Raw genomic sequence first — 11,394 nt, forward strand, 5'->3', positions numbered from 1 at the left:
TTATCCATACCTGTAAGATATTCCTCCTTCTGGAAACCTAAATTTGATAGCCCCGAACGGACAAATAACTAATGCACCACCACATTCTAAGCATCTTTCATAATGTACAGCAATTCTTCCGTCTGGCAAAGCCTCATAAGTTCCTGCTGGACATGATAACGTACACGGCTTATCCTTACAGTTAATGCAAATGTCAGTATTAACTTCTATATGGGGCTTTTTATCTACATTATAAGTATTTAATCCTAGCCTCTTCAAAAGAGGAACTATTTTACTGCCTTCCATAAATCCCTCACCACCTGGCTTAGTGGGATTCCTTTTTCTTTTAATCTATATATTACGTCATTAATTAGCGTATCTCTATTCTCCTCAACTGTAAACATGTCAGATAATACGTTACATAAAATCTCTGGATAAGTTGAAAATGTTGAAGGAGAATTAATCAGCTCAAAACGATTATAAGCTAATTCCAAATGCTTAAGCACGAAACTATCCTTAAGCATTTCATAGTAAATCTCAGTGTTTGAGAAATTCCTACTCTCTACAATCTTTTTTGATGCAAGTCCTGCAATCATTCCAGAGCCTATTGCTAAATCCATTCCCCTTATTGTGAAACCGTCATTAATTAGAAAACCTGCAGAGTCTCCTGCCGCAATTAGATTTTTATCGTATAACGGTGGCAAGTTCTTAAAACCGTAGTAAGGAATAGCGTGAGCAGAATATTCCAGTATTTCTCCTTCAATTTCTATCCTTTCCTTAAACGCTTCAACTAGATCCTTTGCTGGGAATTCAGATTTAGGAAGGGAATCAAAAGTTACTGCCATACCTACAGATAATGTATCCTTATTAGTATAAACAAAGCCTCCACCTTTAACTCCTTTTATTTCCCCCACTATTGTCCTAACTTCTCCTTCATTTTCCGGTAAATTAACGTCAGCCTTTATTATCTCTTTTACTCCCAACATCCATTTATCTGGAGTAAATTTCCTTAGTCCAAGCATTCTGAAGACTACCGAAGTGACTCCTGAAGCGTCAATAATTAGTGGGGCTTTTAAAGTCCCTCTGTTTGTCTCTAAAGTTATTCCTCCGCCTTCTCTATAAGCATTGAGCACTAGCGTTGAATAGGAAATTAATAAACCTAAATTTTCAGCCTCAGAAGCCAACCATCTATCAAACTTAGCCCTCAATACCGAAAAGCTATTTTTCTTATCTTTTTCCTCAAACGAGAAAGTTATTTTCCTATTTCCGCAAAAGATTTCAAAAGTTTCCTTAGTTATAGGCCTCTCTAAAGGTGCTTTTTCAAGCGCGTCTGGAATAAGCTTTTTCAAAGCATGTATGTACATTCTTCCTCCTGAAACGTTCTTTGCCCCACTGTAATCTCCTCTCTCCAAGAGGATTACGTTTAACCCTTCTCTCACGGCAGTTATTCCTGCGGAAAGACCGGAAAGTCCTCCTCCTACAATAATTACATCAGCGTCAAAGCTCACTTGTTTTTCACCTTTTCAGTCATTACTTTGCAGAACTCTATTGCATCACCTACTATAGTATAATCAGCGTTTTCGACTATTGGTGCGTTTTTATCCTTATTAACTGCAACTATAATCTTTGCATCCTTTATTCCTGCCAAGTGTTGCGGTTGGCCTGAAATTCCTAAGGCTATGTAAAGCTTAGGTTTTACTTTATTCCCTGAAAGGCCTATCTGTCTATCTTCCGGTAACCAACCTAGTTCTGCAGTTACCGGTCTGCTTCCTCCCAATGCTGCACCTAATGCATTTGCAAGTTCTTCAGCATATTTTACGTTATCTTTAGATCCTATTCCTCTCCCAACCGATACTATTATTTCCGCAGTTGATAGATTAACTCCTTGTTCTCCTTTGCTTTTCTCTTCAACGAGCTTAACTCTCTCTTCCTTTACTTCCACTTTGTTAATCTTTGTATTCTTCTCGTTAACTTGCACTTCTTTCCTCTCTATAATAACTACCGCAGGGTAAGAGAATTCTATTTCAGCAATTCCCATACCGCTGTAAACTACCCTTTTTGCCTTATTTCCTTCAATGTCTATGACTTCGGGAATAATAGGAACCTTTAGGAGACCTGCAACGTAACCTGCAACTGTCTTATCTCTCTTAGAGTTTCCCACTATTACAACATCTGGTTTTAATGAGGCTATGAAGTTGCTTATGAATTCCTCGTCAATTTTATCAATGACGTAAAGTTCATCTGTGTATTTTACTTCCTTTGTTGTTATTCCTATGGTATGTTCATTAGGGAAGTAACTTGTCCCAACTTTTATAATTTCTGGGTCCTCAGAATATATTACTACCATCATAATATACCGTCACCCCTTAAGTAGGATAATAACTTATCAACTGCCTCATCCATTTTGCCCTCAATGATTATCTTCTTCCTTTGAATCACGTAAGGAGAAACGCTAATAACCTTTACGTTTGGAGTTTTATTAAAGCTTAAGGATTTTACTGGCTTTTTTGACGATTCCAATATCTGCTTGACTGTTGGAATTCTTGGAGTATTTATTTCTCCAACTACAGAAATTACTACTGGCATTTGGGTTTCAACTATCTCGCTTAATGTACTCAAGTTCTTCTCAACCCTTACTTTATCCCCTTCTATTGCTATTGACTTTGCATAAGTTATAATAGGATAATTGAGCATTGCAGCCAAATAGGAAGGAAGGACGCTCCCACTACTGTCTGTAGTACTTTCTCCTGCAACGATTAAGTCCGGTTTAATCTGGTTTACTTCCTCAACGATTGCCTCAGCAGTAGTCATTACGTCCATTTCCTTCATATCTATTGAAATGACCTCGTCAAGCCCCATTGCTAAAGCTTCCCTTATTGTCTTCCTATCAACAATTCCAGCAGTAATCCCGTAAGCTTTCCCACCATATTTTTCCTTTATTCTAATTGCCTCTTCAATAGCGTTCTTATCGTAAGTGCTTATCTTGTAAGGAACATTAAGGTCAATGGAATTTCCGCTTATTTTTATTAAAGTATCGTCTGGAACTATTTTAAATAACGCTACGATATTCATACCCTATAAATAGTAAAACTCGTTTAAACGTTTAACTTCCGTTTCCTGATCTTTATATAATTAATTCTTTAAAAATGAAATAAATATCAAATTAGGGCTATACTTTCTCAACTTAATTAAAACAAGAATTATATTGGTAAATTATTTAAATTATTCCTCATCACTTTCTATTATGAGCGAAGAAACAGAGTTAATTGTTCAATCCTCAAGTGAAATAGGAAAACAACTTGATTCTACAAGCGAAGAACAAGGAAATTTCCCTAGGAAAAACTTGGAACTCCTATCACAGCAGGGCTTCATGGGAATTCTAATACCTAAACCTTACGGTATGGGATTACCGGCAAGAGTTTTCAATGATGTGGTTAAGAACATAGCAAAAGCTTCACCTTCTACTGCATGGATTTACGTAACTCACGTAGCATCAACTTTTGCCTTCAATACGTTTGCGAGTAAAGCATTAAAGGATAAGTACATGAATGATCTGGTTAACGGTAAGCTGCTTATGGGTGCAGCAGGAACTGAGTCAGTGGGCGGTGCAATAAATGCAGTACTTAATACAACTGCTGAATTGAAAGGAGATAAGTACGTAATTAACGGAAACAAGAGTTTCATCACTGGAGTAGGTGAATTAGACCTCTTTATGATAATTACAAAGATTTCCGGCCAACAAAAGCCTGGAGTAATCCTAGTAGAAAAAGGACAGACTAAAGTGGGACAAAAATTCGTTTCTTTAGGAATGAAGGGAGTATCTTGGGGAGAACTTGTTTTAGAGAATGTTGAGGTAAGTAGGGACAATTTAGTTGTTGACGACTTCGTCAAATTCCTAGGAGTTTTAGGAAGAATAGGAATGCTGGGAGTATCCGCAATATCCTTAGGTTTAGCTGAGGGAGCCTTTGAGGAGGCATTAAATCACGTCAAGAGCAGGAAGTTAGGGCAAAATACTCTCTCGTCATTTGAAGGAGTCCAGGTTTATTTAGCGGAAATGTCAGCCAAAATAGAGGCAATGAGACAATTACTTTATTATGCAGCAGATCAGCTTAACTCTCAAAACCCCATGCCTGCAGTGCTTAAGGCTAGGATATTCAATACTGAGAATGCTTTAGATGTAATAGACAAGGCTTTAAGAATAACCGGAGGTCACGGCTTCAGTAATGCCTTGAAAATAGAGAAATACTATAGAGATGCAAGGGCACCAATGTTGCACTTCCAGACATTAGAGTTATCTAAGAAAGTATTAGGAGGCATTCTTGTAAGCTAAGTCCCTATTTTTCTCTCGTCATTTTTCACCTAGTTAAATCCACTAGTGGATTAAATAAGGGAAGATTTTACGTTAGAAAATACGAGAAATTGTATATTTATTCACAGAAATATTTCCATGATTACTAATTAGGTTAAATAAAACTTGTGATAAAAAATAGTGTATGACTTTCTTAAGATGTTATATGTGCAAAAATATGTGTGGAATAATTGCAACAGTAGAAGGGAAAACTGTAAGAGTTGCCGCAAATAGAAACCACCCACAACCGGGCATTTGTGGTAGAGGAGCAGCAGGGCCTTATTTACTTACTCACCCCGATAGACTAAAGGCCCCTTTAATCAAAGAAGGGAATTCCTTAGTTTCCACAACATGGGATAAGGCATTAGACGAAGTTGCTAAAAGACTTAAGGAATTGTTAGACGAAGGCCATCCGGAATATTTAGCAATAACCTTCCACGACTACGGTAAAGAGTTGTTGGAGAGGTTTGCAGCACTTTACGGAACTCCTAATTTAATTGGTCATGAATCAGTTTGCCATGGCCCTAGAACTGTAGCAGCTGAACTAGTCTTAGGAGCTGAGGGACCTAGGAGTATAGATCCAGATTATCCCAACTCCAAGTTTGTCGTATTTATAGGTAGGAATCCTTTGGAAGGAATAGTCCCAGACATAGTGAGGAGGATAGAGGAAGGAAGGAAAAATGGAATGAGAATATCTGTAATAGATCCTAGGAAGTCTGCAATAGCTCAAAGGTATGCAGATAGGTGGATTCCCATAAGGCCTGGCTCTGACACCGCTTTCCTCCTATCAGTAATATACTACATGATAAAGAACGGAATGTATGATGAAGAATTCCTTAAGAAGTACACTAATGCGTCACTGTTAATTTATGAGGATGACTTATCTCCTACTAATGACTATTCTAACGAGTTACTTTATGAAGGGCAAAAAGATGGCAGGAGAGTTGCTACAGCTTTCTATCTATTAATGAAGGAAGGAGAGAAAGTCTATCCTAGACTTACTTACATTTCTGGAGCAACTTACGATGACGTAAAGTACATTGCTGAAAACCTTTGGGAGAATAGACCTTCCGCAGTTATAGATGATGGTTGGCACACTTCCTTCTCCACAGATTCAACTTACACCTGGATGTCTGCATTTGTAATTAACGCAATGATAGGTAACCTCGACAAGAAGGGAGGGTTAGTTTTCTCTAAAAAACCTAAAATAAAGCTCTTTGAAGAGAATAGAGCTAAAGCCAAGAGGATAGATAAAATTAGGTATCCTTTAACATATGCCGCTTTTCAAGAAGTATATAGGGCAATATTAACCGGCAGTCCTTATCCTATAAAGGCTTTAATGGTTGTAGGGAGCAACCTTGACGGCAGGGATCCAAATAGTGATCTAGTTAGGAGGGCTTTAAGTTCACTAGATTTCCTTGTAGTAGTTGATGTAATGCCTTCAGACGTAACTCAATATGCCGACGTAGTTTTAGCAGAGTCAACTTATTTAGAAAGGGATGAATTGCCGCTACCAGTGGGTTGGACTTTAGAGTCATGGGTGGATATACATCAGAAGGCTGTTGATCCAATGCATGATACTAAACCGTTGTGGTGGATATTGCTTGAGCTTGAGAAAAGGCTAGGTTTAGCAAATGATACTTTCGAATCTTTACAAGACATGATTTTGAAAAAACTGAGGATAAATAAGGAGGAGTTATACTCAAAGGGTTGCGTAAATCTTCCTGCAGAACTTTACGAAGTTTATCCTTATAAGAGAGGGCTAAACACACCTTCAGGGAAAGTTGAGATATATTCCTCTACTCTTCATGAACATGGCTATTATCCATTACCTACTTACATAGAGAAAAACGTGATACCTAGGGAAGACGATGAATTCTATCTGACTAGCGGTCACACGTTATATCATACTCAGGATAGTATAACTTTCGACATTCCTACCTTGATTAAACTGGCTCCAGACAATCCAGTTACAATAAATAGAAAAAGAGCAGAAAAATTAGGAATAAATGATAGCGATGATGTTGAATTAATATCCTTAACAACTGGCGAGAAGGTTAGATGCAAGGTTAAAGTTACTGATGATATAAGGGAGGATACCGTTTTCACTTACTTCGGCTTTGGCAGGCATTCAAGGGGTGAAAAATTTGCGTACAGCCACGGTTTTGACGTAAATAGCTTAATAAGCGACCAAATCACCGATCCTATAGCAGGAAGTATAGCACAATCTTTAAACATTGTTAAGATAAAGAAAATGTGATTTTTTTCTTTCTATTAAACTAATTACCTCAAAATTCTCAAAATAAAATCTTGGGCCTTAAGGTAAGTTCTAGATTTCAATATTCCCTTGAAAGGAGAATAATACACTCTAAGTTTTACTAATGACAAGAACATTAGCACAATTATCTTAATCAATTTTCTAGAAATCTTACTATCAGTTTCATCATGTATGTAACTTATTTCTTCTTCCTTTATCTTGTAACCTCTTCTCTTAAATTCATAAATTAAATTTACGTCAAATAAGAAATCGTTTATTATTAAATTATCAAGCGAGCGGAGTGCCTTCTCTCTATCTACTAGTTTAACTCCAGATTGGAAATCCTTGAACTTTCTAAGGCTTGGAAAGAAAAACTTAGTTAACAAGATAAAACCCTTGTGCAAAAACCTTCTTTTCCATGGCATGCCTACCATTTTTCTTGTAGTTACCACTAAGTCAGCGTTAGTAGAAATTATCTTGTTCAGATCATCACGAGTTACCGGTAAATCGGCATCAATCAGAAGTATCTTCTTATAAGATGAGAATTCTATACCTTTCTTTAATGATCCTCCTTTGCCCAATCTTTCCTTGCTAACGTAAAGTTTTGCATTATACTCTTTTACAACCTCGGGCGTATTGTCATTTCCGTCAAAGACTACTATAATTTCGGATGAATTATACCATATTGATAACTTATTCAGCGTGCTTCCTATTCTTTTTTCTTCGTTAAATGCTGGAATCACTATGGATAACATTTTTATAGAACAAATAGAGATTATAGGTTTATAAAGTATTTTCTTTATATAGAGAATAATTATTAAATACTTTTTAATATTATATACGCTGTTAACTCGTCTTAATAAAAATATAAGGTCTTAAAATAATTTTTATGCATATGTTTTGATCGAGTATATTTAAAATGTTCATAATAATAATTTTCTGAATTATTATATTATCCTATATACATTAATGATTTAATCAACAATGCTAATAACTGCGTTTAATCTTATGATAGCGCTATCGTAAGGATAAGTACCAAATACGGCGTGTCTAGATCAATAATAATTTTTCTTGATTATTATTAAATTTCAAATCTATCAATTATTTTTCACGATGTCAATGATTTCCCTTAGAACTTCCGGATCTTCTAACATTGTCTCATCAAACTTATTCCCAACAATAACATCCCTAAGTGCTCTCCTTACTATTTTACCGCTCCTAGACCTAGGTAGTCTGTTCACTTTAAATACCTTGTCAATAACGTAAATAGATCCTAACGACTCTTTTACTTTTTCTCTAATTTGATCTTCACTTACGTCACCTACTACGAATATGTCGAGCTTTTCTCCTTTAATTTCGTCAGGAACTCCTATAGCTGCAACTTCAACGACACCAGGTACCTCAGAAATTAAGCTCTCAACTTCTCCGCTAGTTATCCTATGTCCCGCAATCTTTATCATATCGTCTGCTCTTCCCACTATTTTTATATAATTTCCATTCATAATTGCAAGATCTCCCGTAAAATGATACCCTAATTTGAAATATTCCTTGAATTTCTCCTCATTATTTAGGATACCTATAAACTGTGTAGGGAACTTGGATTTCATAACTAAGTAACCTACATCGTCTGTGTGCCTACCGTTTTCGTCTACTGTATCTAGCACTGCCCCGGGGAACGGAACTCCCGCATAGCCTTTTCTTGGCTCTACACCCATGGAGAAGGGTGTTCCTACTACATATCCAAGTTCAGTCTGACCGTAAACGTCAGTATATTTATCAGCAAAAGATACGTAGTCCCAACTTTTCTCGTCCATTATTTCTCCTGCAGTAGCAGCAAATTCAACTCTAGGCATTTTTATCCCTAACTTTACTAAAAGCCTTAAAAGAGTAGGAGAGGTGAAGAGGAGTTTAGGATTAGTCTCATCAATTATTTTAGGTATGCGGTCTTTAGGATAATCCGGGGCACCTTCCATAAACACCAACGTCCATCCGTGGAGTAACGTAGCATACATTATCCTTGAGAAGGTTATCCAGCCTACGTCTGCAGTAGTAAATACTACGTCACCTTCCTTAAGTGAGAACATTATGTCGAAAACCGTATAATCTCCAACCATCCAGGCTCCGTGAGGTAAAATAATTCCTTTAGGCTTACCAGTAGTTCCGGAAGTGTACATTACTTTTAACGGCTCATTACTTTCTACCTCCTCGTAACTGCCGTATTCATTGTCGTAGTCAAATTCTTTATTTCTATCAAAAACTATATTCCCTTCCAAGTATAGGGGAATCTCTTTTCCTCTCCTATAGGTTTTATTAGCTTTAATTATAACCTTAGGTTTAAAGTCCTCTACCCTGGATTTTACTGCTTCATAACCTAAGCCCGCAAATATTAATGAATATACTGCACCTAACCTGGCACAGGCTAAAATTGAGGCTATTGTCTCTATCATGTTAGGCATATAAATCGCGACCCTATCCCCTCTTTTAACACCTAAGTCAATTAATTTCCCTGCAATAAGCCGTGACAGTTTATCTAAATCGTTGTAGGAAATTTCTCTCACTTCCTTTTCGCCATACCATATTAAGGCTTTACCGGAATGGTTAAGAGAATTCATCGCGATGTTAGTTTTCCCTCCTATGAACCATTTATTATCTAGCGTTTTATCCCATTTCTTAAACCACTTAAGGGAAGAGGCAAAAGGATCCCAGTATTTGTCTGGATTTTCCAATGCTAGGTTATACACGGTCTTATAGTCCATAGATAATTTTCTAAATTCTCGATAAAAAGTATTTTTCTTAGTTTTCTAGACTCTAATGTAATTAGGTTAGAACGGGGCGATTCGGGTTTTCTTTGCGAATTCACTTTGTTTATGTAATCTTATTAGGAAATATTGAGACTTTAATGGTCAAATACGTTTTCGATGATTAATAGTTTAATTGAATGTCTCTCCTTCCTAATTTTGCAATTAGACCGAATCGCCCTGCGGGAAATACACCGTAAAAAAGTCTTTGAAATAAACCTTACTTACATTATTTCAGTTAACACTTATCGTTTATAAGTACATCATGCAAAGAAATGAACAATTAAACAATATTTTTATTACACTAGTATTTTGTAAAAGTTCTTAGACTATGATTTAGTATTATATCCTTTGTCTAAGGCTATAAACTTTTTGAAAGCACTGACGTGAAGACGTTAAAGTTGCTCTACTGTTCAGATTCAGAAGCGTAAGGTATGTCTTCTTATAAATAAACCATTTATATAATGTCAATAATGAGGATAATTTCGAATTAAATGATATTTAACTTTTTTGTAGATTTTTATAATTTCTACATTATGGTTTGTAGTAAGTTAAAAGTAATATTATAATTGAAATAAAGATTAAGATTAGATTAAACGGTATATAATAGTTGATACCATAATTAATTTTTTATACAATTAAAGCGTAAAGTATTACGGGATTTTAAAATGAATAAAAAATTGATGAAGGCTTTAACTAAAACTTCGATAGCAATAATAATAGCAATCATAGTAATAGCAATAGCAGGAGGGGTAGGATACTATATTACCACTGTTCATCCATCTACGAAAGTAACAATAAACTACTATGATGATCTTGCTCCTTCTGAAGCTAAAGTCTTTGACAACGTTATAATTCCAGAGTTTGAGAAAATGTATCCTAATATTAGCGTTCACTTAACTGTAGAGTGTGCCTCGGATATGGTAAGTACAATAGAATCTTTAGAAAAGGGTGGCGACGTAGGTCCTACAGTGATAGCAGAAGATAACATGATTATAGGAGAATTATTATGTGCTGGAGATTTAATGAATTTGACTCCTTATCAATCAACTATATCTCCGCCTAGCATGATACCTTCCATGGTTAGTTTAATGAACTATGAGCAATCCGTATACCATGGTATATATTTCATACCATTTAGAGGAAATATTCCATTAGTATGGTATAATGAGACAACTTTTAAGGAGCTTAATTTGCCTTTACCACAGAATTGGAGCCAATTAATGCAAGATGCTAAAGTAATATATCAGAAAACCGGAGTAAAGCCGGTGATGTTCCAAGGTCATGGCGGAGCAAGCACATCAACCGAGTTATATCAATGGATGGTTCAAGCAGGAGGAAATCCATTTCTCTTTAATGACTCGGGAGACATAATGGCGTTTACATACTTAGATGAACTTTCAGCTTATTTTAACCCTCAGTATATTCATGGATATTGGGGTAGTTATAAAGGATTGGCTAGCGGAGAATATTACATCTTAGATTATCAATGGCCATACATTTACGCTACAATGAAATCTGAAGGAATAAATGTAACAAATATAGGGTTCTATCCTGGTCCTGCAGGACCCGTAAATAGCGATCATTTAGTAGGAGGCGATGTGTTAGCCATACCGAAGGGTGCAACACATATACATGACTTATTGTTATTCGTCAGATTCTTGCTATCAACTGAGGTACAGAGAGATATAATAATGATCTTAGGAGAGCCGGCAGTTAATGCCAAGGCTTATCAGAATTTACCGTCAAATATTTCAACATTATTCAAAGCCGAAGAAGCAGCATTCCAGAACGCATTCTTCAGAGAACCAGTACCGTGGATTTCTGAATGGAATACCATAGCAGATAAAGTATTCGTCCAGATCGTGGAAGACCATGCTCCAACTTCTCAGATTCCATCAATATTAAGCCAAGCTAATGCAGAACTGTACTCATACCTAAAGACAACATATAATCCTACAGTAGCTCATGAATATGAAGAAGGAATGTATCATCCGCTCTACGGGTGAACT

At 36.3% G+C, this 11,394-nt stretch carries 9 protein-coding genes; 3 read left to right on the plus strand and 6 right to left on the minus strand.

The window, feature by feature from the left end; genetic code table 11:
• Genes HS5_RS00580 through HS5_RS00595 form a run of 4 tightly spaced genes read right to left on the minus strand, consistent with a single transcriptional unit; the run spans position 1 to position 3,051 of the window.
• Positions 1 to 270 (minus strand): 4Fe-4S dicluster domain-containing protein, encoded by a 270-nt coding sequence (locus HS5_RS00580; protein ID WP_155861210.1) that lies wholly within the window; start codon positions 268 to 270, stop codon positions 1 to 3.
• A complete protein-coding gene (locus tag HS5_RS00585; RefSeq protein WP_236752148.1) occupies positions 267 to 1,487 on the minus strand; it encodes an FAD-dependent oxidoreductase in 1,221 nt (406 codons plus the stop codon). Before HS5_RS00585 ends, HS5_RS00580 begins: the two co-directional genes overlap by 4 nt.
• Positions 1,484 to 2,329 (minus strand): electron transfer flavoprotein subunit alpha/FixB family protein, encoded by an 846-nt coding sequence (locus tag HS5_RS00590; protein ID WP_236752149.1) that lies wholly within the window; start codon positions 2,327 to 2,329, stop codon positions 1,484 to 1,486. The genes HS5_RS00585 and HS5_RS00590 overlap by 4 nt, the downstream gene beginning before the upstream one ends.
• A complete protein-coding gene (locus HS5_RS00595) occupies positions 2,326 to 3,051 on the minus strand; it encodes an electron transfer flavoprotein subunit beta/FixA family protein (RefSeq protein ID WP_236752150.1) in 726 nt (241 codons plus the stop codon). Before HS5_RS00595 ends, HS5_RS00590 begins: the two co-directional genes overlap by 4 nt.
• A 172-nt stretch (positions 3,052 to 3,223) precedes the next feature.
• Between HS5_RS00595 and HS5_RS00600 the strand changes: the two genes are divergently transcribed.
• Both HS5_RS00600 and HS5_RS00605 read left to right on the plus strand, forming a co-directional pair.
• The gene (locus HS5_RS00600) at positions 3,224 to 4,309 is read left to right on the plus strand and encodes an acyl-CoA dehydrogenase family protein (RefSeq protein ID WP_236752151.1); all 1,086 of its coding nucleotides are present in this window, start codon (positions 3,224 to 3,226) and stop codon (positions 4,307 to 4,309) included.
• A gap of 196 nt (positions 4,310 to 4,505) precedes the next feature.
• Positions 4,506 to 6,587, plus strand: coding sequence for a molybdopterin-dependent oxidoreductase (locus tag HS5_RS00605; RefSeq protein WP_236752152.1), 2,082 nt, complete (start codon positions 4,506 to 4,508; stop codon positions 6,585 to 6,587).
• Between the two features lie 23 nt (positions 6,588 to 6,610).
• Here the strand turns inward: HS5_RS00605 and HS5_RS00610 are convergent, their stop codons facing one another.
• Both HS5_RS00610 and HS5_RS00615 read right to left on the minus strand, forming a co-directional pair.
• Positions 6,611 to 7,339, minus strand: a complete 729-nt coding sequence (locus tag HS5_RS00610) for a glycosyltransferase (protein ID WP_236752153.1) — start codon at positions 7,337 to 7,339, stop codon at positions 6,611 to 6,613.
• Between the two features lie 342 nt (positions 7,340 to 7,681).
• Positions 7,682 to 9,340: an AMP-binding protein gene (locus tag HS5_RS00615; protein ID WP_236752154.1), complete on the minus strand. Its 1,659-nt coding sequence runs from the start codon at positions 9,338 to 9,340 to the stop codon at positions 7,682 to 7,684.
• A gap of 710 nt (positions 9,341 to 10,050) precedes the next feature.
• On the opposite strand from HS5_RS00615, the gene HS5_RS00620 reads away from it, so the two are divergent.
• A complete protein-coding gene (locus HS5_RS00620) occupies positions 10,051 to 11,391 on the plus strand; it encodes an ABC transporter substrate-binding protein (protein ID WP_236752155.1) in 1,341 nt (446 codons plus the stop codon).
• Positions 11,392 to 11,394 lie beyond the last annotated feature (3 nt).

The organism is Acidianus sp. HS-5, from assembly GCF_021655615.1.
GTDB lineage: Archaea > Thermoproteota > Thermoprotei_A > Sulfolobales > Sulfolobaceae > Acidianus.

What these genes read in the sequence shown, in the direction of transcription:
- HS5_RS00615 (WP_236752154.1), bottom strand. Translation starts at nt 9,340, where the DNA reads ATGGACTATAAGACCGTGTATAACCTAGCATTGGAAAATCCAGACAAA.
- HS5_RS00590 (WP_236752149.1), bottom strand. Translation starts at nt 2,329, where the DNA reads ATGATGGTAGTAATATATTCTGAGGACCCAGAAATTATAAAAGTTGGG.
- HS5_RS00620 (WP_236752155.1), top strand. Translation starts at nt 10,051, where the DNA reads ATGAATAAAAAATTGATGAAGGCTTTAACTAAAACTTCGATAGCAATA.
- HS5_RS00595 (WP_236752150.1), bottom strand. Translation starts at nt 3,051, where the DNA reads ATGAATATCGTAGCGTTATTTAAAATAGTTCCAGACGATACTTTAATA.
- HS5_RS00600 (WP_236752151.1), top strand. Translation starts at nt 3,224, where the DNA reads ATGAGCGAAGAAACAGAGTTAATTGTTCAATCCTCAAGTGAAATAGGA.
- HS5_RS00605 (WP_236752152.1), top strand. Translation starts at nt 4,506, where the DNA reads ATGTGTGGAATAATTGCAACAGTAGAAGGGAAAACTGTAAGAGTTGCC.
- HS5_RS00610 (WP_236752153.1), bottom strand. Translation starts at nt 7,339, where the DNA reads ATGTTATCCATAGTGATTCCAGCATTTAACGAAGAAAAAAGAATAGGA.